Below are 22,973 nucleotides of genomic sequence, written 5' to 3' on the forward strand. Positions count from 1 at the left end.
TCTGCGGGTGGTTGTCCTCGGTTGTCCGCGGTCGCGGAGCCGGTCAGTACGCCCGGCCGCGCATCCTGCGCCACCACAGCAGGCTCCCGCCGATCAGCAGGATCCCGCCGGCTCCCGCACCGGCGGACGCGGCGATCAGGGTGGTGTCGTCGAAGCCCTCGGCGCCGGCCGGCCGCAGCGCGTCACCGAGCTGGTTGCGTACGTCGTTGCCGCTGTCCACGCCCTCGGCGAGCGGACCGCGCGACCCCTCCGTCGGGTCGGCCAGATACGGGAACGAGGCGCCGAACTCCTTGTCGTTGGCGTCGACCGCGTCGCCCAGGTCGTTCTCCGCGCCGACCAGCTCGCCCTCGACCACCTGGAGCGCCGCGTCGATCACGTCGTCGGTCAGCCGCCGCCCGTTGGGGAAGCCCGCGTTGTCCCCGTCCAGCACACCGAGCCGCTTCGGTTCGGCCGTCGGCTCGATCGACGTGTTGAGACGTAGCATCTCCGACGGCGTCACGTGCGGCGGCTGGTTGAGTCCCTCGACGCCCTTGAGGAAGACGTCGACGAGGTCGTTGCGCGGCTCGGCGGGCGCCTCGATCTTGTAGATCGCCTCGATGAGCTTCGGCAGTTCCGGGTGTGTGACGTTTTTCAGGAACCGGGCGTCGTCCCACGGCGCGGACGCGTTGAAGGTGTCCTTGTCCTTCAGGGGGTTGACGACCTCGTTCACCAGCGGGTTCCCCAGCCGTGACACCTGGGTGAACTTCCCCTTGGCGTTCTTGCGCTGAGTCGTGGACCAGAGGCCGACGACCGGCTGGTCCGCCGACTCGGTGATCATGTGCGTAGGCACCTGGAGGGCCAGGGAGTTGACGTTGTAGCCCTTGAGCGTGTCGTTGCCGACCTCGGAGAGGTTCCCGCCGTACAGCAGGTCGAAGACGCGCAGATCCAGGAAGAACGGGTCGTCGGCCTGGCCGGCGAACGTCGTCGCGCCGCCCGCCAGTTCGTGCACGGCCTGCTCACGGAGCGTGCCGTAGTCCGGCATGGACGCCTTGCCGACGTTCGACGGCGCCACAGGGACGTCGTCCGCGATCTTCGTACGGGACACCAGGTGCTGGTCCTTCAGCTTCAGCAGCTCGATGTCGTAGGTCTGGGTGATGTTGAGGTCCGGGTCGTCCAGGCTGGTGACCGGGCCCGTGTTGTAGAGGAACGTCTTCTCGTTCTTCGTGTGCGTCCTGAAGGTGTAACGGAACAGCAGTTCGCCCTGCGCGTCGCCGTTGTTGTCGATGTGGATGTCGTACTGCGCGTCCTCGGCGAACGTGAAGAAGTTCGGTCCGCCGGCCGGCTCCTCGAACGGGATCCAGTTCGCGATGATCGTCGTCGTGTCCGGTTTGTCGGGGCTGACGAACGCGTACAGATCGGTGTTGTCGTACTGCGGGGTGCCCGAGATCAGTGGGGCCTCCCGGTGGCTGGAGGCGGAGGCCGCCCCCGGTTCCAGCGCAGTCGTGCCGACGGCGGCGAGGCCGCCGGCGGCCAGCGCGCCGCAGATCAGTGTTGCGAGGCTCCTGCGTCCCGCGCCGGTCCTGGAGTTAGGTGTCATGCCGTCCGTCCTCAGTGTCAACTTGCCTGACGCACCGGGATTCGGAGCGGAGTCCCGGCCGGATTGGTCGAAACTCGGGACGGGGTGGAACGTCCGTATTATTTTCCGCTGTTCGACCCGCGTTTTCGGGCCGCTGATCCGTAATCCCATCCGGAGGCATGATCATGGTGAACGCCTCGGTGACCAGGTGGCCCCCGCGGGGCTGGGAGAGGGGGTGCGCGTTGGAGGCGGACGAGCTTCTGGTGCGGGTGGCGGGCGGCGACCAGAAGGCATTCGAGACGCTGTACGGGCTGGTGTCCGGACCGGTGTACGGGCTCGTGCACCGGGTGGTGCGTGATCCCGCCCAGTCGGAGGAGGTCGCGCAGGAGGTGCTGCTCGAACTCTGGCGCTCCGCCGCCCGGTTCGACCCCGGGCGGGGCAGCGCACTGTCCTGGGTCCTCACGCTCGCCCACCGCCGGGCCGTCGACCGGGTGCGCAGCGCCCGCGCGGCCGGTGAGCGCGAACGTCGTGAAGCCGCCCGGCACGGCAGCGGGCCCGCTTTCGACCAGGTCGCCGAGGAGGTCGAGGCCGGTCTGGAACGCGAGTGGGTGCGCCGCTGCCTGGACCGCCTCACCGCCCTGCAACGACAGTCGGTCACCCTCGCCTACTACGACGGCTACACCTACCGTGAGGTGGCCGAACGGCTCTCCCTGCCGCTGGGCACGGTCAAGACACGGATGCGCGACGGCCTCACCCGACTGCGCGACTGCCTGGGAAGTGCCGCATGAGCCTCCTGGACCGGTTGTTGCGCCGAGAAGACCTCCACTCCCTGGCCGCCCCCTACGCGCTCGACGCGCTGGAACCCACCGAGCGCGTCCGCTTCGAGAGGCACCTGAGCACCTGCCGCCGCTGCGCCGCCGAGGTGCGCGTCCTGGCCGAGGACGCCGTCCGCCTGGCCTGGTCCACCGCCGCCCCGGCACCGCCCGCCCTGCGCGACCGGGTACTGGCCGCTGTACGGACCACCCCGCAGGACCCCGCACCCGAAGCCGTGCCCGGGTCCCCGGGACGGAACGGCGTGCAGGCCCCGCAACTGCCACCCCACGTATGGGGTGCCGAGCCCGTGCCGCGGGTCCGGGAACGGCGCCGGATGCCGCTGTTCGTCCCCTTCGCGACGGTCACCGCCGCCGCGGCCCTCGTGGTCGCCTCGCTGTTCGCCGTCCAGGCGGGCCGGACCCAGGACGAACTGAACGCCGAACGGGACCGTTCACGTGAGATCGCACACGTTCTCGCGGCCCCGGACGCCCGCGCGAGCAGCGGCCGGGGTGCGGCGGGCGGCACGATCGGAGTGATCGCTTCCGTATCGGCGGGGGGCGCGGTCGTCACCCTCGGCGGATACGGCAACCCGCCGAACGGACGTGTGCGCCAGCTGTGGCTGATGCGCCCGGGCGCCGCACCGCGCTCCCTGGGGCTCTTCGAGGCCGACACGCCCCTGGTCGCCTCCGACCTCGACAGATCCGCGACATCACTCGCCGTGACCGTCGAGCCTGACGGCGGATCACCGCAGCCCACCACCCGGCCTGTCGTCCAACTCGCCCTGAAAGCGGTCGGATTCGGAGAGTAATCGTCGAGTGTTCGTCAACCTCCTTACGGGGAAGGTGAATCCTGAGAGCGCGATACACGAGTGCCCGTACGGGGCGATAGGGTTACCCTGCCCGGGGTGGACTCGTACGGGTGGGGAGTGACATGGAACGGATAACGGTGCACAGCAGGGCCAGGGTCCCTGCGATCACCTGTGGAAGCAGCGCGACCAGTACGCGCTTGGACCGCCACCTCTCGGTGCTGGCGGGACCCGCCGTCCCGCAGCGGGAGACGGCCGAGGCGACGTCGCTGATGCGTGAGCTGACCGCACGCGACCACGGAGCCAGAGGCGCGCGGGCACGGACGAGCCGTGTCTCGCTCTTCGCCCCGCTGCGTCGGCTGCGTCGCTCCCTGTTCGGCAGCCGTTAGACCCGCGCCCGGACGGGCCCACCGTCCTGGCGCGGTACCACGCGCGTCCCTGTCACCCCACGGCACGCGACGCACACCCCGACACCCGGCACGTCGCCCCCCTTCCACACACCTTCCCCGGCCCACGGTTCCGCGGTGTCGTCCCCCGGCGCATCCGTCTCGGCCGCCGTCCGGGCGGCACGCCGCCGTCCGGCGCGTCAGAGCAGGGCGAGCTGGCCTTCCGGCCCCTCCTCGCGGGCGTCCAGCACCGAGGCGGGCCGGTACGCGGATCTCGGCGCCGGGAGCACGCCGGCCCGGCGCAGTTCCGCCGACGTGATCGGGTCGGCCGCCGAACGGACCCTCGACGCGACCTGACGCGGGCGCAGTTCGGCCATGAGCGCGAGGATCGTGATCAGCTCCAGGAGCTCCGAGGTCCAGGTCTGCGGCCAGACGGCCGGACGGATCGCGTCCAGAGTGCCCGGCTCGGCCCCGTCGGTGCGGGCCGCGCACCACCGCTCCAGCACCCGGACCCCGGCCACCTCGAACTCCCAGACCGCCGGCGGCACCGGCGAGATGCGGCCCTCGCCGAGGAACAGGGCCTCCTCGTCGGGTTCGTAGCGCACGGTCAGCGGTCGGGAGGGGAGCGGGGCCCGGACGTAGGGGCGGCGTCCGCCCGGGAGCCGGGGGCGCTCCCCGTCGCGCCGCATCAGCCACAGCAGTCGGTGACCCACCTCCACGCCCGTGGCCCACACCTCGGCGTCCCCGGTGAGCGGCACCGTGAGCCCACCGGGCCCGTTGCGCACCACGGTCATCGTCCAGGCCAGCACGTCGACGGCCGGGACCTTTCGGCCGAGCCGTGCCGCGAGGTGCTCGGTCAGGGCCGGGGCCAGGTTCGGTTCCGTGCCTTCGGGCCGGCGGTACAGCGGGCGGACCCGGCCGGGGCGCAGCACCGGCAGCAGGGACGTGGCGAGCAGCAGCGGACCGGCGGGGTCGTCGGCGCCGGCCCCACCGCTCCCGGCGCGTCCCCCCGGCGGGCGGTCGCTCGGCGCGCGTTCCCCCCGCGGGCGGTCGCTCCGTTCCGTGGTGGCCTCGACGACGAAGATCTGCCGCTCGTCGGTCACCCGCCACAGTTCGGGGCGGGCCGCGTCGATCAGCCGCTGGTCGGGGATCAGCCACTGCTCGTCGAAGGGGGAGCACAGCACGCGGACCGGTTCGGGGCACGGGCCCGAGGCGCGCGCCAGCTTCTCCGTGCCGCCCGACCGGCCCGGCAGTTGCCCGACCGCCGTGTGCGCCGTCCGTGAACGCGTCGGCTGGAACAGGGCTTCCCGGTCGGGCCCCACGGCCTTCAGCAGGGCGTTCCAACGGGCTTTCAGCGCCCCCGGGTCGGGGGCCGCCGGCCACCCCCGGCCGAGTCGCGGCGGTGCGACGGACCACGGCATGAGGTCCGCCAGCAGCGGAGCGTCGTCGTGCGTCACGCTGGGCATCGTACGGCCTGAAGGGCCGACCGGATCAGGTGGCTTCCAGGGTCACCGTGAAGGAGAAGCGGTCCCCCCGGTAGTTGATGACGGCCACGTCCAGGACCCGGCCGTCGGTGTCGTAGGTGACGCCCGTGTAGTGCAGGATCGGGCTGAGCAGCGGGACCCGGAGCAGCCGGGCCGTCTCCGGGTCCGCGAGCCGGGCCTCCACCGTGTCCGTGATGCGGCTGATGTCCGCCCCGACGGCGTCCCGCAGCACCTTGGTCATCGGCCAGCGCACCAGGTCGTCCAGGTCGATCCGGGCGGCCAGTTCGGGCCGGACGTAGTTGCGGGCGTGGTTGGTCGGCTCGCCCGTCTGCTCGTCGCCGCGCAGTCGGTGGTACGCCGCCGCCTCGGACAGGTCCGGGAAGTGCTCGGCGAGTTCGGCCGGCACCGGCGCCGGACCGTGCTCCAGCAGTTCGGTCGTCATCCCGGACTGCTGGGCCACGATCGCGTCCACCGAGCCCAGCAGGCGCACCGGGGCGCCCCGCCGGGCATCCGGCTCGATGAACGTGCCGCGCCGGCGGTGGCGGGTGATCAGCCCCTCGTCCTCCAGTTCCTTCAGCGCCTGCCGCATGGTCAGCACGCTCACCCCGTAGTGCCCGGCCAGCTGTTCCTCGGTGGGCAGGCGCAGCGGGTCCCGGGGCGAGCGGCCGAGGATCGAGGCGCGCAGCGACTGCGACACCTGGTACCAGAGCGGCAACTTGCGGTTCAGGACGATCGAGTCCGGAGCGAAGGAGGTCACGAGGTTATCCGTACCGGTCGGGGAACGTTCAGTGCAACGGGCGGAAGTGACGCTCGAGGCCCCGCCACACGTCGTCGTAACCCTGCTGCAGGTGCTCCGCCCGGGCCGCCTGGGGGGTCAGGGACAGCGGCCAGCGGGTCTCGAACATGAAGGCCAGGCCGTCGTCGATCTTCTGCGGGCGCAGCTCGGCGGAGCTCGCCCGCTCGAAGGTCTCCCGGTCCGGGCCGTGCGCCGACATCATGTTGTGCAGCGAGCCCCCACCGGGGACGAAGCCCTCCGCCTTCGCGTCGTACGCGCCCTCGATCAGGCCCATGTACTCGCTCATCACGTTCCGGTGGAAGTACGGCGGCCGGAAGGTGTCCTCGCCCACCAGCCAGCGCGGGGCGAAGACCACGAAATCCACCCCGGCCAGCCCCGGGGTGTCGCTCGGCGAGGTCAGCACCGTGAAGATCGACGGATCCGGGTGGTCGTAGGAGAGGGTGCCCATCACATTGAAACGGCGCAGGTCGTAGGCGTACGGCACATGGTTGCCGTGCCAGGCGACGACATCCAGCGGGGAGTGGTCATAGGTGGCCGACCACAGGTTGCCGCAGAACTTGTTCACCACCTCCACCGGCCCCTCGACGTCCTCGTACGCGGCGACCGGGGCACGGAAGTCCCGGGCGTTGGCCAGCCCGTTGGCGCCGATCGGACCGAGGTCGGGGAGCCGGAACGGCGCCCCGTAGTTCTCGCACACATAACCGCGGGCCGAGGAGTCCAGCAGCTCCACGCGGAAGCGCACCCCGCGAGGGATCAGCGCGATGTGTCCCGGCTCCACCTGCAGCAGCCCGAACTCCGTGCGCAGCAGCAGCCCGCCCCGCTCCGGGACGATCAGCAGCTCACCGTCGGCGTCGCTGAACACCCGCTCCATCGAGGCGGTCGCGTGGTAGAGGTGCACCGCCACTCCGGTGCGCCGGGTGACGTCGCCGTTGCCGCCCAGCGTCCACAGACCGGCCAGGAAGTCGGTGCCCTCCGCCGGTGCGGGCAGCGGGTCCCAGCGCAGGCGGTTGGGGTCGGGCACGGTCTGGGTGAAGGGCGCGCTGCGGAGTGCGCCGTTGCCCGTGCGGGTGAACGCCGGGTGCGCGGCCGACGGGCGGATCCGGTACAGCCAGGAGCGGCGGTTCTCGGCCCGCGGCTCGGTGAACGCCGTACCGCTCAGCTGCTCCGCGTACAGCCCGAGCGGCGCGCGCTGAGGCGAGTTGCGTCCCTCGGGCAGGGCGCCCGGGAGCGCCTCGGAGCTGTGCTCGTTGCCGAAACCGGAGAGGTGGTCGAGTCCCTCGGCGGCCTTGCGCGCTCCCCCGCGCTCGAATGCGCTCGCGCGGGCGGTGCCCCCATCGCTCATCTTCACTGCTCCCTTGCGTGTGATTCCTATGCAGCACCGTAGGATTGCGGTTTCCCCGGCGCAAGGGGGCGGCACGATCCCGCCCCTCGTGTCGCGGCCGCGCCCGCTCCAGGGGCACGCGCTCACCCCTTGGCGGACGACGGGAGAACCCGACTCCAGGGGGAATCCGGGAGTCCGTGCCTCGCCGGTCGGCCGGTCCCCGCGCATCGCGATGCCGCGGGTCGTCGTGGCGTCGGGTCCGCCCGTTCCCGTGGTCTCCGCGTCCCGGCCGGCACGGCGAAGGTCGGGCTCGGTGACCGCGGCGGCTCCGCCCCGGAGCGGCAGCTCTGCCCGAACGAGTGACACGGTCCCTCTGGCGCCAGGAAATTAGCATCGCTAGTTTATGTGGCGGACGTCGACCCCTGCCCCGGAGGAAGCACGATGAAGGCATACGACGGCATGTACATCGACGGCGCCTGGCGCCCCGCAGCCGGCCCGGACGTGATCGAGGTCGTGAACCCGGCTGACGGGCAGGTGATCGCCACCGTCCCCGCGGGCACCGCCGAGGACGTGGACGCCGCCGTACGGGCCGCCCGTGCCGCCCTGCCGGCCTGGGCCGCGACGCCGCCCGCCGAGCGCGCCGCCCGCCTCGCCGCCCTCCGTGACGTGCTGGTGGCCCGGCAGGAGGAGATCGCCCGGACGGTGACGGCCGAACTCGGCGCGCCCCTGAAGCTCTCGCAGACCGTGCACGCGGGCGTGCCCGTGGCGGTGGCGGGCTCGTACGCCGAACTGGCGGCGACGTACCCCTTCGAGGAGAGGACGGGCAACTCGACCGTCCTGCACGAACCGGTCGGTGTGGTCGGTGCGATCACCCCCTGGAACTACCCCCTCCACCAGATCGTCGCGAAGGCCGCCCCGGCGCTCGCCGCCGGCTGCACGATCGTGGTCAAGCCCGCCGAGGACACCCCGCTGGTCGCCCGGCTCTTCGCGGAGGCGGTGCACGAGGCGGGGGTTCCGGCCGGCGTGTTCAACCTGGTCACCGGCCTCGGCCCGGTGGCCGGCCAGGCCCTCGCCGAACACCCGGGCGTCGACCTGGTCTCCTTCACCGGCTCCACCGCCGTCGGCCGCCGGATCGGCGCCGTCGCCGCGGGCGCGGTCAAGAAGGTCGCCCTCGAACTGGGCGGCAAGTCCGCCAACGTGATCCTCCCCGGCGCCGATCTGGCCCGGGCGGTCAACGTCGGGGTCGCCAACGTGATGTCCAACTCCGGCCAGACGTGCAGCGCCTGGACCCGCATGCTGGTCCACCGCGACCAGTACGACGAGGCCGTCGAGCTCGCCGCGGCCGCCGCCGCGAAGTACGGCGACCGCATCGGCCCCCTCGTCAACGCCGCGCAGCAGGAACGCGTGCGCGGCTACATCGAGAAGGGCGTCGCCGAGGGCGCGCGCCTGGTCGCCGGAGGCCCCGACGCCCCGCGCGAGAAGGGGTGCTTCGTCAGCCCCACCGTCTTCGCCGACGTCACCCCGGACATGACGATCGCCCAGGAGGAGATCTTCGGGCCCGTCCTGTCCGTCCTGCGCTACGAGGACGAGGAGGACGCCCTGCGCATCGCCAACGGCACCGTCTACGGACTCGCCGGCGCGGTCTGGGCCGGCGACGAGGCCGAGGCGGCGGCGTTCGCCCGCCGCATGGAGACCGGTCAGGTCGACATCAACGGTGGCCGCTTCAACCCCCTCGCGCCGTTCGGCGGTTACAAGCAGTCGGGCGTGGGACGCGAACTCGGCGTGCACGGCCTGACCGAGTACCTCCAGACCAAGTCCCTCCAGTTCTAGGGGAGTCCAGCCGACATGTCCGTCCGCGCCGCCGTACTGTCCGCCGTCGACGCCCCGTTGGAGACCACGGGGATCGACCTGCCCGAGCCCGGCCCCGGTCAGGTCCGGGTCCGGCTCGCCGCCGCCGGTGTCTGCCACTCCGACCTGTCCCTGACCAACGGCACCATGCGCCTCCCGGTCCCGGCCGTGCTCGGCCACGAGGGCGCCGGCACGGTCGTCTCCGTCGGCGAGGGCGTCACCCATGTCGCCCCCGGCGACGGCGTCGTCCTCAACTGGGCGCCCTCCTGCGGCGCCTGCCCCGCCTGCGCACGCGGCGAGGTGTGGCTGTGCGCCGACGCCCTGAGCGGTGCCGCCCGGGTGCACGCCCACCGCGCCGACGACGGCACCCCGCTGCACCCCGGCCTGAACGTCGCCGCCTTCGCCGAGGAGACGGTGGTGCCCGCGTCCTGCGTCCTGCCCGCCCCGGACGGCGTCCCGCTCACCGACGCCGCCCTGCTGGGGTGCGCCGTGCTCACCGGCTACGGCGCCGTCCACCACTGCGCGAGGGTCCGGCCGGGCGAGTCGGTCGCGGTGTTCGGTGCCGGGGGAGTGGGCCTCGCCGCCCTCCAGTCGGCCCGGATCGCCGGCGCGACGACGATCGTCGCGGTCGACGTCTCCCCGGCCAAGGAGGAACTGGCGCGCTCCGCCGGGGCGACCCACTACCTCGTCGCCTCGGACACCACGGCCCGCGAGATCCGCGCCCTCACCGGGAAGCAGGGCGTGGACGCGGCCGTCGAATGCGTCGGCCGCGCCACCACCATCCGCACCGCCTGGGACTCCACCCGGCGCGGCGGCCGCACCGCGGTCGTCGGCATCGGAGGCAAGGACCAGCAGGTCACCTTCAACGCCCTGGAGATCTTCCACTGGGGCAGAACCCTGTCCGGCTGCGTCTACGGCAACTCCGACCCCGCCCGGGACCTCCCCGTCCTCGCCGGACACATCCGGGCGGGCCGTTTCGACCTGGGAGCCCTGGTGACGGAACGGATCACCCTGGACGGCATCCCGGCGGCCTTCGACACCATGTCGGCGGGCAAGGGCGGACGAGCCCTGGTGGTCTTCCAGGAGCCCTGAACACGGGGGGAGTCCGATCGGCTCGCGGCGCCAGCGGTGTCACGGGGGTCTCCCTGCTCGCGGCGTTCGGGGGAGTGCGTGCCGGGCGTCGCGAGCCGGGCTCCCCTTGCGCGCGGATATGTGCGGATGTATGCGGATGCGTGCGGAGCTCTAGGAATCCCGCACCCGCTCGTACTGCTGGGCCAGACCGTCCAGCAGCGCCGTCAGTCCCGTCTCGAAGGCCCGCTCGTCGATCTTCTCCTGTTTCTCGGCGAGCAGATGGGCCTGCCCGAGGTGGGGGTAGTCGGCGGGATCGTAGGCGCCGGCGTCGTCCACGAAGCCGCCGGCGAAGGAGCCGAGCGCCGATCCCATGATGAAGTACCGCATCAGCGCGCCGATGGACGTGGCCTGCGCCGGCGGCCAGCCGGCCTCGACCATCGCGCCGTAGGCCGCGTCGGCGAGCCGCAGGCCGGCCGGGCGGCGGCCGGGGCCGCGCGCCATGACCGGCACGATGTTGGGGTGGGCGCGCAGTGCGGCGCGGTAGGAGACGGCCCAGTCGTGCAGCGCGGTCCGCCAGTCCCGGCCGTCCTCGAACATCGACAGGTCGACCAGTGCGCTCACCGAGTCGGCCACCGCCTCGAGGATCTCGTCCTTGGTGCGGAAGTGGTTGTAGAGCGAGGGTCCGCTGACCCCCAGCCGTGCGGCGAGCCGCCGTGTGGAGACGGCCGCGAGGCCCTCCGCGTCCACGAGCGCACGGGCCGTCTCGACGATCCGGTCGGGGCTGAGCAGGGGCTTGCGCGGTCGGGCCATGGCGCACATAGTAGGGCTGCAACAGAAAACTAGCAGTGCTAATCAATTGGGGTGGCCGTCATGAACCTGGAGCTCAGCGAGGAGCACCGTGCCGTCCGCCGGCTCGCCCAGGACTTCGTGGAGCGGGAGGTCGTCCCCCACGCCACGGCCTGGGACCGGGCCGAGGAGGTCGACCGCGGCATCGTGAGGAAGCTCGGCGAGGTCGGGTTCCTCGGGCTGACGATCGACGAGCGGTACGGGGGCTGCGGCGGCGACCACCTCGCGTACTGCCTGGTCACCGAGGAGCTGGGCCGCGGCGACTCCTCCGTGCGCGGGATCGTCTCCGTGTCCCTGGGGCTGGTGGCCAAGACGGTCGCGGCCTGGGGCGACGAGGAGCAGAAGCGGACCTGGCTTCCCGGGCTCACCTCGGGCGCGTACGTCGGCTGCTTCGGCCTCACCGAGCCGGGCACGGGTTCGGACGCCGGGAACCTCTCCACCCGTGCGGTGCGCGACGGCGAGGACTACGTCATCAACGGCACCAAGATGTTCATCACCAACGGAACCTGGGCCGACGTGGTCCTGCTCTTCGCCCGTTCCACCGACGCCCCCGGCCACCAGGGGATGTCCGCGTTCCTCGTTCCCGCCGACACCCCCGGCCTGACGCGTCGCGCCCTGCACGGCAAGCTCGGTCTGCGCGGTCAGGCCACCGCCGAGCTGGTGCTGGAGGACGTGCGCGTGCCCGCGTCCGCGATGCTGGGCCCCGAGGGCAAGGGTTTCCCGGTCGCCATGTCCGCCCTCGCCAAGGGGCGCATGTCGGTCGCGGCGGGCTGTGTCGGCATAGCCCAGGCCGCGCTCGACGCGGCCGTGCGGTACGCGGGCGAGCGCGAGCAGTTCGGGAAGACCATCGCCCACCACCAACTCGTCCAGGAGCTGCTCAGCGACATCGCCGTGGACGTCGACGCCGCCCGGCTGCTGACCTGGCGGGTCGCGGACCTGGTCGACCGCGGACGGCCGTTCGCCGTGGAGTCCTCCAAGGCCAAGCTCTTCGCCTCGGAGGCGGCCGTCCGCGCCGCGAACAACGCCCTCCAGGTCCACGGCGGTTACGGCTACATCGACGAGTACCCGGCGGGCAAGCTGCTGCGCGACGCCCGCGTCATGACCCTCTACGAGGGCACCAGCCAGATCCAGAAACTGGTCATCGGACGCGCCCTGACCGGGGTCTCGGCGTTCTGAGTACCACCTGAGTATCCGAGCGGATGTGGCCGCGGACGCATCCGCCGATCCTTGTCCCCATGAGCGACACACCGGTCAAGCAGCAGAGCACGGCCGCCTTCTACGGTCAGGCCGTGGCGTCCTTCGGAGTGGCCATGGGAGCCACCGCGGTCGGCATCCTCAACCTCGAGACCGATGTCTGGGTCCGCGCCTTCCTGGGCATCGCGGTCATGTACCTCGTCACCTCCGCCTTCACCCTGGCCAAGGTCATCCGTGACCGCCAGGAGGCCGGGCAGATCGTGAACCGCGTCGACCAGGCCCGGCTGGAGAAGCTCCTCGCCGAACACGACCCGCTGCAGAAGCTCTGACACGGGGCGTGCCGGGGCCCTTCGGGCAGACCGGCCCTAAGCGCCCGCTCACCCTTGCCGGTATGGTGTTACCCCTGTCGGCGAATGAGGTGAGCGATGAGTGCGGCGCAGGACACGGCCGGCGGTGAGGCGCAGCCGTGGGGCGAGGTCACACCCGACGCGGCGCGACGGCTGCTGCTCGCCGCCGTGGAGGCGTTCGCGGAACGCGGCTACCACGCCACGACGACCCGCGACATCGCGGGCCGCGCCGGCATGAGCCCGGCCGCGCTCTACATCCACTACAAGACCAAGGAAGAGCTGCTCCACCGCATCAGCAGGATCGGCCACGAGAAGGCCGTGGACATCCTGCGCACCGCGGCCCGTGCCGAGGGCGGCCCGGCCGAACGGCTCGCCGAGGCGGTGAGCTCCTTCGTCCGCTGGCACGCCGGCGGGCGCACCACCGCGCGGGTCGTGCAGTACGAACTCGACTCGCTCGGTCCCGACGCCCGCGCCGAGATCACCACCCTGCGCCGGCAGGTCGACGCCGAGGTGCGCGGGATCATCGAGGAGGGCGTGCGCACGGGCGAGTTCGACGTCCCCGACGTGCGGGGCACCACCCGCGCCGTGCTCTCCCTCTGCGTCGACGTGGCGCGCTGGTTCACCATCGACGGCGACCGGACCCCCGAGGAGGTCGGCGCCCTCTACGCCGACCTCGTGCTGCGGATGGTCGGCGCCGACCGGACGGGCACCGTTCAGAGGTAGTACCGGGCCACCGACTCGGCCACGCACACCGGCTTCTCGCCGCCCTCGCGCTCCAGCGTGAAGGCCGTGGTCACCTGGACGCCGCCCGCCACCTCGTCGACGGCGGTGACCTTCGCGGTGGCACGCACCCGCGACCCGACGGGGACGGGCGCGGGGAAACGCACCTTGTTCGTGCCGTAGTTGACGCCCATCTTCACGCCCTCGACGGAGAGCAGCTGCGGGCCGAACAGCGGCAGCAGCGACAGCGTCAGATAGCCGTGCGCGATGGTCGTGCCGAACGGCCCGGCCGCCGCCTTCTCCGGATCGACATGGATCCACTGGTGGTCACCGGTGGCCTCGGCGAACAGGTCGATCCGCTTCTGGTCGACCTCCAGCCAGTCCGTGTACCCCAGTTGCTCGCCCACCGCCGCCTTCAGGTCGTCGACGGAGGTGAAGATCCTCGGCTCTGCCATGTCCCGGCCTTTCGCGTCACGTGATCGCACGCACCCACCCGCGCACGTCTGCCTAAGCGACTGCTTAGCATGGTCGGCCGTGCGGCCCTTGTCAACGGACCCGGGCCGTGCGGGACGGGTAGGCTTCGAGGGGTGCCCCAGATTCCGGAGAAGATCCACGAGCTCACGGTCGGCCAGCTCTCCGCGCGCAGCGGCGCCGCCGTGTCGGCCCTGCACTTCTACGAGTCGAAGGGCCTGATCGGCAGCCGCCGCACCACGGGCAACCAGCGCCGCTACAGCCGTGACACCCTCCGCCGGGTGGCGTTCATCCGGGCCGCCCAGCGCGTCGGCATCCCGCTCGCGACGATCCGCGGGGCGCTCGCCGAGCTCCCCCAGGAACGTACTCCCACCCGGGACGACTGGGCGCATCTCTCCGAGGCCTGGCGCGCCGAACTGGACGAGCGCATCAAGCAGCTCAACCGGCTGCGCGATCACCTCACCGACTGCATCGGCTGCGGCTGCCTCTCGCTGGACACCTGCGTCCTGTCCAACCCGGACGACGTCTTCGGCGGACGCCTGACGGGCTCCCGACTGCTGCCTGGGGCACCCGAGAAACCCGAGAAGCCCAAGAAACCCGAGTGCACCGAGAGCACAGTCGGTGGGCGATCGGGCGACCAGGCGGGCGGGGGCCCGTCCGGGCGGGGATCCGGGTGACAGTGGGGGCGCGGCATCCCCGGCGCGCCCCCACACCCCTCAGGCCGACACCAGCAGTTTCGACCGCCTGGCGTCCGCCAGTGCTTCGGCGGTCAGGACGGGGCGCGGCACCAGGATCCCGCAGTCCGTGCAGACCGGACCCGTCGACGGCTCGTGGTCCAGGTCGTACCGCCACCTGAGCCGTTCCCCCCGGCACACGGGGCAGGCCGAACCCGGCTCTCGCTCCAGCGCGGCGATCAGCCGTCGCAGCACCTCGGCCAGCGGCTCACGCGGATGTACGCGCGGGTCGTCGCACCAGGCCACGCCGAAACCGCCCCAGGTCAGCCGGTGCCAGTCGTCCACGCTGCCCGGCCTGCGCAGGCCGTCGTGCTTCTCCTTCCTGCGGCGCTCGGCGAACTCGACCTCGTAGGACTGCCAGACCGCCCGGGCCTCCTCCAGTTCGTCCAGTGCGGCCACGAGCCGCGCCGGGTCGACGGAGCGGTCCTCGGGGTCGAACCCGGCACGGGAGCACAGATGGTCCCAGGTCGCCCTGTGTCCGTACGGAGCGAATCGCTCAAGGCACTTGCGCAGCGAATAGCGCCGCAGCGCCAGGTCGCACCGTGGATCTCGGACCTGTCTCGCCAGACTTCGGAAACCGGCCATCGTCCTGCACCTCCGTCACACCTGCACCTGTAATCCGGTCACTTCGGCGTCGTCGAACGGACGTCGTCGAGTAGACGTATCGACACGCGGATCGGCTCCATCTTTTTTCGACGGCCCCCGTCGGGCGGTCACGGACCGGCCGTCGGCCGGTCATGGTGAGTCACCGGTCAACTCCCGTGTCCGATGATTCAGTTGTGGTTCCGCGTGGTCATCTTCAGCGCCGCCGCAGCGGAAGGTGGCGCGTGTTCACCTTCCGTCGCGGGGACACCGGCGGTAGCCTCCCGCCCCGTCCCCGTCGGGAGGAGCCCCCGTGCCGCGGCGTGCCGCGCACACCCCTCGACAGTCTGAGAACTCCCCGCAGCCTCCACGGGTTCCTGAAGAACGCGACGTTATGCGCACCGATCGCTTCCCTGATCACCCCGCTGTCCCCGGCGGACGCGGCCGAGGCGGCATCGCTGCAGGTGACAGAGGTGAACGACCTGGGGAAGCCGAACGGCGGCGGGCCACTGTCCGGCCCGCCGCCGTTCCTGTCGCTGTCGTCGCTGTCGTCGCTGTAGCCGTCTTAGCCGCCGTAGCCGCCGTACGGCGCGTGCCCGGCGGACTGCCCGCGAGGCGGACGCCCGTGCGTCAGCGGTACAGCAGGTACTCCCGGCGCATCCGACGGAACGCCGCCAGTTCGTCCCGCCAGCCGGCCACGACCTCGTCCGTGTCCGCGCCCGCGTCGATCATCGTGCGCACCCGCGTGGAGCCGGTCAGCTTGTCGATCCAGTGGTCCGGACGCCAGGCGAATCCGCTCCACGCCCGCTTGGCGGTGACCAGCAGCCCCACTCCCGTACGTACCGGATCGAACGCGTCCCGGTCGTGCACGTGGAGCTGCACGCCCCCGACGGTCCTCCCCTGGAACTTGGAGAACGTGGGCGCGAAGTACGCCTCACGGAACCGCACACCCGCCAGGCCGAGCCCGTTCGCCTCGGCCGCCCAGCGCCCGTCGATCCCCTCCGCGCCCAGCAGTTCGAACGGCCGGGTCGTCCCGCGCCCCTCGGACAGGTTGGTGCCCTCGAAGAGGCACGTCCCCGCGTACACCAGGGCCGTCTCGGGCGTCGGCATGTTGGGGCTGGGCGGTACCCACGGCAGCCCCGAGGCGTCGTAGAAGTCGGACCGCCGCCAGCCCGACATCCGTACCGTCTCCAGCCGTACCGGATCGGCCAGGAACTCCGCGTTGAACAGTCGCGCCAGCTCCGCCACCGTCATCCCGTGCGCCTGCGCGATCGGCTGCCGCCCGACGAACGTCGCGAACTCCGGATGCAGCACGGGCCCCAGCGCCGCCCGCCCGGTCATCGGGTTCGGCCGGTCGAGGACGACGAACCGCTTGCCCGCGAGCCGCGCCGCCTCCATGCAGTCGTAGAGCGTCCAGATGTACGTGTAGAAGCGGGCGCCCACGTCCTGGATGTCGAAGACGACCGTGTCGACGCCGGACGCGGTGAAGACGTCGGCCAGGGGCCGGCCGCTCTTCAGGTACGTGTCGTAGACGGGCAGGCCGGTCGCCGGGTCGTCGTGGCGGCCCTCGGAGCCGCCCGCCTGCGCGGTGCCCCGGAAGCCGTGCTCGGGTCCGAACACGGCGGTCAGGTCCACGCGGTCGTCGGCGTGCATGACGTCGACGATGTGCCGTACGTCCCGGGTGATGCCCGTCGGGTTGGTGACCACGCCGACGCGTCGGCCGTCGAGCAGCGCGTAACCGTCCGCCGCGAGCTGCTCGAAGCCGGTGCGCAGCCTCCGGCCCGCGGCGGGGGCCCGGCCGGGGGCCGCGTGCGCCGGGACGGTGGTGGCGGCGGTGGCCGCAGTGGCCGAGAGGGCAGCCGTGGTGGTGGCGAGCAGGCTCCGTCTGGACAGCTTCATACCGTGACCTCCGTGATCGCTGCGGGTGTCATGCCCACGCACGTTAACGCGCGTGAACCGCGCCGGGGAACGAGCAGGGCCCGGCCGGTTCACGTCTTCTCCTTCCGCCCGGCATACCGACCGGTTAGTCTGGCGTGATGCGGGCGGCGTGACGGCGGCAACGCGGCGCGTCACCGCCGCGGCCGGGCCGAGATCGCCGGAATCACCGGGATCACCGGGAAACAGAGCCGGCCGGGCAAGCGGTCGGCCGGTCGTGTCGAAGGAGTCCGATGGTGGAAGCCGTGCAGGGTGCGAAGGTGGTCGTCACGGGTGCCGGGGGCGGCATCGGGGCGGCACTCGCCCGTCGCTTCGCCGGCCAGGGGGCCCAGGTCGTCGTCAACGACCTGGACGCCGACCGGGCCGAGGCCGTCGCCGAGGAGATCGGCGGCATCGCGGTCCCGGGCGACGCGTCCCGCGTCGTCCCCGAGGCCCTGGACGCGCTCGGCGGCAGGATCGACGTCTACTGCGCCAACGCGGGCGTCGGCCGTGACGGCGGGGAGCCCGGCGGGCCGCTCGACGAACAGGGCTGGACGCTCTCCTGGGACGTCAACGTCATGGCCCACGTCCGCGCGGCGCACGCGCTGCTCCCCGACTGGCTGGAACGCGGCAGCGGCCGTTTCGTCTCCACCGTCTCCGCCGCCGGACTGCTCACCATGATCGGCACCGCCCCCTACAGCGTCACCAAGCACGGCGCCTACGCCTTCGCCGAATGGCTGTCCCTGACGTACCGCCACCGCGGTGTGAAGGTCCACGCGATCTGCCCGCAGGGGGTGCGCACCGACATGCTCACCGACAGCGGCAGCGCGGGCGAGCTGGTGCTCAGGCCGACCGCGATCGAGCCCGAGGACGTGGCCGAGGCCCTGTTCCGCGGCATCGAGGAGGACCGCTTCCTGATCCTGCCGCACCCCGAGGTCGCCGAGTACTACCAGGCCCGCGCGGCCGACCCGGAGCGCTGGCTCGGTGGCATGAACCGCATCCAGCGGCACTGGGAGGCCACCCGGTGAGCCGCCGGGACGGTCATGACCGGCCATGACCGCACGCGAGCCCGCGCGGCAGCCGGAGATCCTGCCCGACGCGCCGCGGACGGCAGGTGGGAGGATCCCCGTCGGGGAACCGTTTTCCCCCGACGCGGGACGGCCGACGGCACCAGCGGCGACGACCGGTGGTGACGACGGCCGGTAGCGGCGACGATCAGCGGCAGCGACGATCAGCGGCAGCGACCGATGACCAGTGGCCAGTGACAACGATCAGCGACAACGAACAGTGACAACGAAACGGAAGGCAGGTGGCGGCAGTGCCCAGGACGACGGACGGTGACGGGCCCCCGGTGCCGCAGCGGCTCCTGGCCGCCGCCACCCGGCTCTTCGCGGAGCAGGGCTACGACCGCACCTCCGTGCAGGAGATCGTCGAGGCGGCCGGTGTCACCAAGGGCGCGCTCTACCACTACTTCGGCTCCAAGGACGACCTGCTGCACGAGGTCTACGCGCGTGTGCTGCGCGTCCAGCAGGAACGCCTGGACTCCTACGCGAACGCCGACGAGCCGATCGAGAAGCGCCTGCGCGGTGCCGCGGCCGACGTGGTCGTCACGACGATCGAGAACCTGGACGACGCGTCGATCTTCTTCCGCTCCATGCACCATCTGAGCCCGGAGAAGAACAAGCAGGTACGGGCCGAGCGCCGCCGCTACCACGAGCGCTTCCGCGCCCTGGTCGAGGAGGGCCAGGCGGCGGGCGTGTTCTCCACGGCGACCCCGGCCGACCTGGTGGTGGACTACCACTTCGGCTCCGTGCACCACCTGTCGACCTGGTACCGCCCCGACGGGCCGCTCACGCCGCAGCAGGTCGCCGATCACCTCGCCGACCTGCTGCTGCGCGCACTCCGCCCCTGAGCCGCCGGAGCTCCCTGCCTACAGGTACTTCTTCAGCTCCCGGCGCGCCAGCGACCGCTGGTGCACCTCGTCCGGGCCGTCGGCGATCATCAGCGTGCGGGCGCCGGCGTACAGCTCGGCCAGCGGGAAGTCCTGGCTGACCCCGCCGGCCCCGTACAGCTGGATGGCCCGGTCGAGGATGCCGACGACCGTGCGCGGGGTGGCGATCTTGATGGCCTGGATCTCGGTGTGGGCACCTCGGTTGCCCACGGTGTCCATCATCCAGGCCGTCTTCAGCACCAGCAGCCGCAGCTGCTCGACCGCGACCCGCGCGTCCGCGATCCAGTTCTGCACCACGCCCTGCTGGGCCAGTGGCTTGCCGAAGGCGTCACGGGACACGGCCCGCCGGCACATCAGCTCGATCGCCCGCTCGGCCATGCCGATCAACCGCATGCAGTGGTGGATCCGGCCGGGGCCGAGCCGCGCCTGGGCGATGGCGAAACCGCCGCCCTCCTCACCGATCAGGTTCGCCACCGGCACGCGCGCACGGTCGAAGACCACCTCGGCGTGGCCGCCGTGGGAGTGGTCCTCGTAGCCGAACACCTGCATGGCGCGCTCGATCGTGACGCCGGGCGTGTCGCGGGGCACGAGGATCATCGACTGCTGGCGGCGGATGTCCGCCCCGTCCGGGTCGGTCTTGCCCATCACGATGAAGATCCTGCAGTCCGGGTGCATCGCCCCGGAGATGTACCACTTGCGGCCCGTGACGACGTACGAGTCGCCGTCCCGCTCGATGTGCGTGGTGATGTTGGTGGCGTCCGAGGAAGCCACCTCCGGCTCGGTCATCGCGAACGCCGAGCGGATCTCCCCCGTCAGCAGGGGCTCCAGCCACTGCTTCTGCTGCTGCTCGTCGCCGAACTGGGCCAGCACCTCCATGTTCCCGGTGTCGGGCGCCGCGCAGTTGGTGGCGGTGGGCGCCAGCTGCGGGGAGCGGCCCGTGATCTCGGCGAGCGGGGCGTACTGGAGGTTGGTGAGGCCGGCACCGTACGTGGAGTCGGGCAGGAACAGGTTCCACAGCCCCTGCCGGCGGGCCTCGGCCTTGAGGTCCTCCACCACGGGGACGGTGTCCCAGGGCGAGGCCAGCCCGGCGCGCTGCTCGTGGGCGACCTGCTCGGCCGGGTAGACGTACTCGTCCATGAAGGCGAGCAGTCTGGCGCGCAGCTCCTCGGTGCGCGCGTCGAACGCGAAGTCCATGTCCCGTCAGCCTTCCTGAAGAGTGGTCAGACCGTGCTCGATGAAGACGGGGACCAGTTCGCCGATGCGGTCGAAACCGCGGCCGACCGTCTGGCCCAGCGTGTAGCGGTAGTGGATGCCCTCGAGGATCACGGCGAGCTTGAACCAGGCGAACGCCGTGTACCAGGACACCGCGCGGACGTCGCGTCCCGAGCGGGCGGCGTACCGCTCGATCAGCTCGGCGGGCGCCGGATGCCCGGGTGCCTCGGCCGTCGTGGAGACGGGGGAGTCGGGCATGGCCAGCGGCATGCTGTACATCACCAGCAGACCGAGGTCGGTCAGCGGATCGCCGAGCGTGGACATCTCCCAGTCGAGGATCGCCTTGATCTCGTCGTCGTCCTCGCCGATCAGGACGTTGTCCAGGCGGTAGTCACCGTGCACCACGGCCGGAGCGGGGGAGCGGGGCAGCTTCCGCCCCAGCGCGGCGTGCAGTTCGTCGATCCCGGCCAGCTCCCGGTCGCGGGAGGCGTCCAGCTGTTTGCCCCAGCGCCGCAGCTGCCGGTCCAGGAAGCCCTCGGGGCGGCCGAAGTCGGACAGGCCCACCTCGCCGGGGTCCACCGCGTGCAGGTCGACGAGCGTGTCCACCAGGCCGAGCACGGCCCGACGGGTGCGCTCCGGCCCCAGCGGCACCAGCTGGTCCGCCGTCCGGTACGGGACGCCGTCGACGAACTCCATGACGTAGAAGGGTGCCCCGAGCACCTCCTCGTCCTCGCACAGCAGCTCGGTGCGGGGCACCGGCACGGCGGTCGGGTGCAGCGCGCTGACCACCCGGTACTCACGCCGCATGTCGTGCGCGGTGGCCAGTACGTGCCCGAGCGGCGGGCGCCGTACCACCCACCGCGCGGTGCCGTCGGAGAGCGCGTAGGTGAGGTTCGACCTGCCGCCCTCGATCAGCCGGCCGGAGAGCGGGCCGTTCACCAGACCGGGGCGCTCCCGCTCGAGCAGGGCACTCAGCCGGTCGAGATCCAGTCCGGGCGGGTGGTCGGGGCTCATTCTCGCTCCTACGGGCAGGTGACGGTACCCGACACATGATGCCGACCGGTCGGTATGTCGTCCAGGGGGTGGGCGAAACGTGACCGGATCCACGCCCCGTCCACCGCACGCGCACACGACACGCCCGTTCGGCCATTCGGCTTGCGCGGCGGGAGGCGACGCCGGAGGGTCTACCCCATGAAGGCGATCAGTTATGCGCGATACGGCGGTCCCGAGGTGCTCGAGTACGGGGAGGTCGACGATCCCCGGGTCGGCCCGGACTCTGTCCTCGTGAAGGTGCGGGCGGCGGCCGTCAACCCCGTCGACTGGAAGTGCCGCGAGGGTTATCTCGACCCGGTCCTGGCCCCGGTGTTCCCGGTGATCCCCGGCTGGGACGTCTCGGGTGTGGTCGTACGGCCCGGTGTCGCGGTCCCCGAGTTCGCCGCGGGCGACGAGGTCATCGGCTATGTGCGTGAGGACTTCCTCTCCCGCGGCACCTTCGCCGAGTACGTGGCCGCCCCGGTACGGGCCCTCGCGCGCAAGCCGCGCAACCTGTCCTTCGAGGAAGCCGCCGGACTGCCCCTCGCCGGACTCACCGCCTACCAGGTGCTGTACAGGGCCCTCGAGGTGAAACGGGCCGAGACCGTCCTGGTGCACGCCGCGGCCGGCGGCGTCGGCTCCCTCGCCGTCCAGCTCGCCGTGCACCTCGGCGCCCGGGTCATCGGTACGGCCAGTGAGCACCACCACGACTTCGTCCGCGAGCTGGGCGGGGAACCGGTGTCCTACGGCGACGGCCTCGCCGAGCGGGTGCGGGGGCTCGCCCCCACAGGCGTGGACGCGGTGTTCGACACGGTCGGCGGCGACGCCCTGAAGGTCTCGGCCAACCTCCTGGCCCCCGAGGGCCGGCTCGCGTCGATCGCCGACCACGAGGCGGTGGGCCACGGAGGCCGCTACTGCTTCGTCCGCCCTGATCCCCGGGATCTCGGACACCTGTCCGAACTGGCGGAGCAGGGCGCGGTGCGCGTGCACGTCTCGAAGACGTTCCCGCTGGAACGGGCGGCGGACGCCCACCGGCTGAACCAGGAGGGCCGGACCAGGGGCAAGATCGTGGTCACCGTGGGAGGGGAGCCCGGGGAGCCGGAGAACCGGTGAGGCCGCCTTCCGGGAGCCACGCCACCGACCTGTCGGGACGGCGCGGCTAACTCCGGTCCAGCAGGACGAGGGCCGCCCCGGACGCGGCCAGGGCCCCGGTGCAGAGCACCGCCGCGGTGAGCCGCCGGGGGGAGGGCGCGGCCGGGGCGGCCGTGGCCGCGAGGGCGTGGATCCGGCGGTGGGCGACCAGGAGGAACCCCAGCCAGCAGGCGCAGCACAGCGCGCACAGGACCGCCCCGGCGGCCGACAACCCGCCGTGCAGCGCCATGCGCACCGCGAGCACGGACGCGACGGTGCACGCGAGGGTCGTACGCCGCCACGCGAGCCGGGTCCGCTCGGGCTGCAGCCCGGGATCCCGGGGCGCCGGGGCCCCGGCCGGCCCGCTCACACCTCCCACCCGACGAGCACCACGACGACCATCGCGACGGCGACGACGGCGACGACGAGACTCAGCAGCACCGGGAACCGGGACACCGGCAGGTCCTCGCCGCGCCGCATGGCCCGCTCGCAGCGCACCCAGTGGTCGACCGCGCGCAGTGCGCACAGCACCCCGGCGGCGAGCAGCGTCAGCGCGAGCCCGACCCGCCAGCCCCAGCGCAGGTTCGGCAGGAACTGGTCCACGGCGAAGCCGCCGCCGATCAGCGCGAGGGCGGTGCGCAGCCAGGCCAGGAACGTACGCTCGTTCGCCAGCGAGAACCGGTAGTCGGGCGTGTCCCCCTCCTGCCGCACGTCCTCGGGCGCGAACCAGAGCCGGACGTTCCGTACGAAGTCGATCACG

General features: G+C 72.1%; 25 protein-coding genes. 13 read left to right on the forward strand and 12 right to left on the reverse strand.

Translation table 11 applies throughout. The annotated features are described in order from the left end of the window. Positions 1-43 precede the first annotated feature (43 nt). Positions 44-1,576 (reverse strand): DUF4331 family protein, encoded by a 1,533-nt coding sequence (locus PYS65_RS28850; protein WP_279336865.1) that lies wholly within the window; start codon positions 1,574-1,576, stop codon positions 44-46. A 221-nt stretch (positions 1,577-1,797) separates the two neighbouring features. Here PYS65_RS28850 and PYS65_RS28855 point away from each other — a divergent pair, with 221 nt between their 5' ends. From PYS65_RS28855 to PYS65_RS28865, 3 genes are all read left to right on the forward strand, one after another. Continuing rightward, complete coding sequence (locus PYS65_RS28855; RefSeq protein WP_279338111.1) at positions 1,798-2,343, forward strand: sigma-70 family RNA polymerase sigma factor; 546 nt, start codon at positions 1,798-1,800, stop codon at positions 2,341-2,343. Continuing rightward, entirely contained in the window at positions 2,340-3,176 is an 837-nt protein-coding gene (locus tag PYS65_RS28860; protein ID WP_279336866.1) for an anti-sigma factor, read from the forward strand. The genes PYS65_RS28855 and PYS65_RS28860 overlap by 4 nt, the downstream gene beginning before the upstream one ends. Before the next feature lie 122 nt (positions 3,177-3,298). Beyond that, positions 3,299-3,562 carry a hypothetical protein gene (locus tag PYS65_RS28865; protein WP_279336867.1) on the forward strand — a complete coding sequence of 88 codons (264 nt, stop codon included), beginning with the start codon at positions 3,299-3,301 and terminating at the stop codon, positions 3,560-3,562. 197 nt (positions 3,563-3,759) lie between these two features. Here the strand turns inward: PYS65_RS28865 and PYS65_RS28870 are convergent, their stop codons facing one another. From PYS65_RS28870 to hmgA, 3 genes are read right to left on the reverse strand one after another with little or no spacing between them, the layout of a single operon-like run. Next, positions 3,760-5,025 carry a type ISP restriction/modification enzyme gene (locus tag PYS65_RS28870; RefSeq protein WP_279336868.1) on the reverse strand — a complete coding sequence of 422 codons (1,266 nt, stop codon included), beginning with the start codon at positions 5,023-5,025 and terminating at the stop codon, positions 3,760-3,762. A gap of 25 nt (positions 5,026-5,050) precedes the next feature. Next, on the reverse strand, positions 5,051-5,800 hold the full coding sequence (locus PYS65_RS28875) for a GntR family transcriptional regulator (protein WP_279336869.1): 750 nt from the start codon (positions 5,798-5,800) through the stop codon (positions 5,051-5,053). A gap of 28 nt (positions 5,801-5,828) precedes the next feature. Continuing rightward, positions 5,829-7,181, reverse strand: a complete 1,353-nt coding sequence (gene hmgA, locus PYS65_RS28880) for a homogentisate 1,2-dioxygenase (protein ID WP_279336870.1) — start codon at positions 7,179-7,181, stop codon at positions 5,829-5,831. 420 nt (positions 7,182-7,601) lie between these two features. Between hmgA and PYS65_RS28885 the strand changes: the two genes are divergently transcribed. Beyond that, positions 7,602-8,990 (forward strand): aldehyde dehydrogenase family protein, encoded by a 1,389-nt coding sequence (locus PYS65_RS28885; protein ID WP_279336871.1) that lies wholly within the window; start codon positions 7,602-7,604, stop codon positions 8,988-8,990. Positions 8,991-9,005: 15 nt separating this feature from the next. Further along, positions 9,006-10,100 carry a Zn-dependent alcohol dehydrogenase gene (locus PYS65_RS28890; protein WP_279336872.1) on the forward strand — a complete coding sequence of 365 codons (1,095 nt, stop codon included), beginning with the start codon at positions 9,006-9,008 and terminating at the stop codon, positions 10,098-10,100. Positions 10,101-10,250: 150 nt separating this feature from the next. Here PYS65_RS28890 and PYS65_RS28895 read toward each other — a convergent pair whose 3' ends face one another. Then, positions 10,251-10,889, reverse strand: a complete 639-nt coding sequence (locus PYS65_RS28895; protein WP_279336873.1) for a TetR/AcrR family transcriptional regulator — start codon at positions 10,887-10,889, stop codon at positions 10,251-10,253. 60 nt (positions 10,890-10,949) lie between these two features. On the opposite strand from PYS65_RS28895, the gene PYS65_RS28900 reads away from it, so the two are divergent. The 3 genes from PYS65_RS28900 (at position 10,950) to PYS65_RS28910 (ending at position 13,189) form a co-directional block, all read left to right on the forward strand. After that, positions 10,950-12,101, forward strand: a complete 1,152-nt coding sequence (locus PYS65_RS28900) for an acyl-CoA dehydrogenase family protein (protein WP_279336874.1) — start codon at positions 10,950-10,952, stop codon at positions 12,099-12,101. A gap of 59 nt (positions 12,102-12,160) precedes the next feature. Then, the gene (locus PYS65_RS28905) at positions 12,161-12,448 is read left to right on the forward strand and encodes a YiaA/YiaB family inner membrane protein (RefSeq protein WP_279336875.1); all 288 of its coding nucleotides are present in this window, start codon (positions 12,161-12,163) and stop codon (positions 12,446-12,448) included. Between the two features lie 96 nt (positions 12,449-12,544). After that, positions 12,545-13,189, forward strand: coding sequence for a TetR/AcrR family transcriptional regulator (locus PYS65_RS28910; protein WP_279336876.1), 645 nt, complete (start codon positions 12,545-12,547; stop codon positions 13,187-13,189). Here the strand turns inward: PYS65_RS28910 and PYS65_RS28915 are convergent. Next, positions 13,180-13,641, reverse strand: coding sequence for a MaoC family dehydratase (locus PYS65_RS28915; protein WP_279336877.1), 462 nt, complete (start codon positions 13,639-13,641; stop codon positions 13,180-13,182). The genes PYS65_RS28910 and PYS65_RS28915 overlap by 10 nt on opposite strands. Before the next feature lie 132 nt (positions 13,642-13,773). On the opposite strand from PYS65_RS28915, the gene soxR reads away from it, so the two are divergent. Beyond that, positions 13,774-14,334: a redox-sensitive transcriptional activator SoxR gene (gene soxR / locus PYS65_RS28920; protein WP_279336878.1), complete on the forward strand. Its 561-nt coding sequence runs from the start codon at positions 13,774-13,776 to the stop codon at positions 14,332-14,334. Between the two features lie 39 nt (positions 14,335-14,373). On the opposite strand, the gene PYS65_RS28925 is transcribed toward soxR, so the two are convergent. Continuing rightward, the gene (locus PYS65_RS28925; protein WP_279336879.1) at positions 14,374-14,976 is read right to left on the reverse strand and encodes a hypothetical protein; all 603 of its coding nucleotides are present in this window, start codon (positions 14,974-14,976) and stop codon (positions 14,374-14,376) included. 320 nt (positions 14,977-15,296) lie between these two features. Here PYS65_RS28925 and PYS65_RS28930 point away from each other — a divergent pair, with 320 nt between their 5' ends. Next, a complete protein-coding gene (locus PYS65_RS28930) occupies positions 15,297-15,533 on the forward strand; it encodes a hypothetical protein (RefSeq protein WP_279336880.1) in 237 nt (78 codons plus the stop codon). A gap of 70 nt (positions 15,534-15,603) precedes the next feature. On the opposite strand, the gene PYS65_RS28935 is transcribed toward PYS65_RS28930, so the two are convergent. Next, on the reverse strand, positions 15,604-16,872 hold the full coding sequence (locus tag PYS65_RS28935; protein WP_279336881.1) for an exo-beta-N-acetylmuramidase NamZ family protein: 1,269 nt from the start codon (positions 16,870-16,872) through the stop codon (positions 15,604-15,606). Positions 16,873-17,141: 269 nt separating this feature from the next. On the opposite strand from PYS65_RS28935, the gene PYS65_RS28940 reads away from it, so the two are divergent. Together PYS65_RS28940 and PYS65_RS28945 are read left to right on the forward strand one after the other, a co-directional pair. Beyond that, positions 17,142-17,915: an SDR family oxidoreductase gene (locus PYS65_RS28940; RefSeq protein WP_279336882.1), complete on the forward strand. Its 774-nt coding sequence runs from the start codon at positions 17,142-17,144 to the stop codon at positions 17,913-17,915. A gap of 290 nt (positions 17,916-18,205) precedes the next feature. Beyond that, positions 18,206-18,799, forward strand: coding sequence for a TetR/AcrR family transcriptional regulator (locus PYS65_RS28945; RefSeq protein WP_279336883.1), 594 nt, complete (start codon positions 18,206-18,208; stop codon positions 18,797-18,799). Positions 18,800-18,817: 18 nt separating this feature from the next. Here PYS65_RS28945 and PYS65_RS28950 read toward each other — a convergent pair whose 3' ends face one another. Beyond that, complete coding sequence (locus PYS65_RS28950) at positions 18,818-20,032, reverse strand: acyl-CoA dehydrogenase family protein (protein WP_279336884.1); 1,215 nt, start codon at positions 20,030-20,032, stop codon at positions 18,818-18,820. Positions 20,033-20,038: 6 nt separating this feature from the next. Continuing rightward, complete coding sequence (locus PYS65_RS28955) at positions 20,039-21,064, reverse strand: phosphotransferase family protein (protein WP_279336885.1); 1,026 nt, start codon at positions 21,062-21,064, stop codon at positions 20,039-20,041. 177 nt (positions 21,065-21,241) lie between these two features. Here PYS65_RS28955 and PYS65_RS28960 point away from each other — a divergent pair, with 177 nt between their 5' ends. Further along, the gene (locus tag PYS65_RS28960) at positions 21,242-22,195 is read left to right on the forward strand and encodes an NADP-dependent oxidoreductase (RefSeq protein ID WP_279336886.1); all 954 of its coding nucleotides are present in this window, start codon (positions 21,242-21,244) and stop codon (positions 22,193-22,195) included. A gap of 46 nt (positions 22,196-22,241) precedes the next feature. Here PYS65_RS28960 and PYS65_RS28965 read toward each other — a convergent pair whose 3' ends face one another. Together PYS65_RS28965 and PYS65_RS28970 are read right to left on the reverse strand one after the other, a co-directional pair. Then, positions 22,242-22,583 (reverse strand): DUF202 domain-containing protein, encoded by a 342-nt coding sequence (locus tag PYS65_RS28965; protein WP_279336887.1) that lies wholly within the window; start codon positions 22,581-22,583, stop codon positions 22,242-22,244. After that, on the reverse strand, positions 22,580-22,972 hold the full coding sequence (locus tag PYS65_RS28970) for a YidH family protein (RefSeq protein WP_279336888.1): 393 nt from the start codon (positions 22,970-22,972) through the stop codon (positions 22,580-22,582). The genes PYS65_RS28965 and PYS65_RS28970 overlap by 4 nt, the downstream gene beginning before the upstream one ends. Position 22,973 lies beyond the last annotated feature (1 nt).

It is taken from the genome of Streptomyces cathayae, assembly GCF_029760955.1.
Taxonomy (GTDB): domain Bacteria; phylum Actinomycetota; class Actinomycetes; order Streptomycetales; family Streptomycetaceae; genus Streptomyces; species Streptomyces cathayae.

Bases quoted from the DNA above. Each gene is read 5' to 3' on its own strand.
- PYS65_RS28850 (WP_279336865.1), bottom strand. From the start codon at position 1,576: ATGACACCTAACTCCAGGACCGGCGCGGGACGCAGGAGCCTCGCAACA.
- PYS65_RS28860 (WP_279336866.1), top strand. From the start codon at position 2,340: ATGAGCCTCCTGGACCGGTTGTTGCGCCGAGAAGACCTCCACTCCCTG.
- PYS65_RS28865 (WP_279336867.1), top strand. From the start codon at position 3,299: ATGGAACGGATAACGGTGCACAGCAGGGCCAGGGTCCCTGCGATCACC.
- PYS65_RS28870 (WP_279336868.1), bottom strand. From the start codon at position 5,025: ATGCCCAGCGTGACGCACGACGACGCTCCGCTGCTGGCGGACCTCATG.
- hmgA (WP_279336870.1), bottom strand. From the start codon at position 7,181: ATGAGCGATGGGGGCACCGCCCGCGCGAGCGCATTCGAGCGCGGGGGA.
- PYS65_RS28885 (WP_279336871.1), top strand. From the start codon at position 7,602: ATGAAGGCATACGACGGCATGTACATCGACGGCGCCTGGCGCCCCGCA.
- PYS65_RS28890 (WP_279336872.1), top strand. From the start codon at position 9,006: ATGTCCGTCCGCGCCGCCGTACTGTCCGCCGTCGACGCCCCGTTGGAG.
- PYS65_RS28895 (WP_279336873.1), bottom strand. From the start codon at position 10,889: ATGGCCCGACCGCGCAAGCCCCTGCTCAGCCCCGACCGGATCGTCGAG.
- PYS65_RS28900 (WP_279336874.1), top strand. From the start codon at position 10,950: ATGAACCTGGAGCTCAGCGAGGAGCACCGTGCCGTCCGCCGGCTCGCC.
- PYS65_RS28905 (WP_279336875.1), top strand. From the start codon at position 12,161: ATGAGCGACACACCGGTCAAGCAGCAGAGCACGGCCGCCTTCTACGGT.
- PYS65_RS28910 (WP_279336876.1), top strand. From the start codon at position 12,545: ATGAGTGCGGCGCAGGACACGGCCGGCGGTGAGGCGCAGCCGTGGGGC.
- PYS65_RS28915 (WP_279336877.1), bottom strand. From the start codon at position 13,641: ATGGCAGAGCCGAGGATCTTCACCTCCGTCGACGACCTGAAGGCGGCG.
- PYS65_RS28925 (WP_279336879.1), bottom strand. From the start codon at position 14,976: ATGGCCGGTTTCCGAAGTCTGGCGAGACAGGTCCGAGATCCACGGTGC.
- PYS65_RS28935 (WP_279336881.1), bottom strand. From the start codon at position 16,872: ATGAAGCTGTCCAGACGGAGCCTGCTCGCCACCACCACGGCTGCCCTC.
- PYS65_RS28940 (WP_279336882.1), top strand. From the start codon at position 17,142: ATGGTGGAAGCCGTGCAGGGTGCGAAGGTGGTCGTCACGGGTGCCGGG.
- PYS65_RS28950 (WP_279336884.1), bottom strand. From the start codon at position 20,032: ATGGACTTCGCGTTCGACGCGCGCACCGAGGAGCTGCGCGCCAGACTG.
- PYS65_RS28955 (WP_279336885.1), bottom strand. From the start codon at position 21,064: ATGAGCCCCGACCACCCGCCCGGACTGGATCTCGACCGGCTGAGTGCC.
- PYS65_RS28960 (WP_279336886.1), top strand. From the start codon at position 21,242: ATGAAGGCGATCAGTTATGCGCGATACGGCGGTCCCGAGGTGCTCGAG.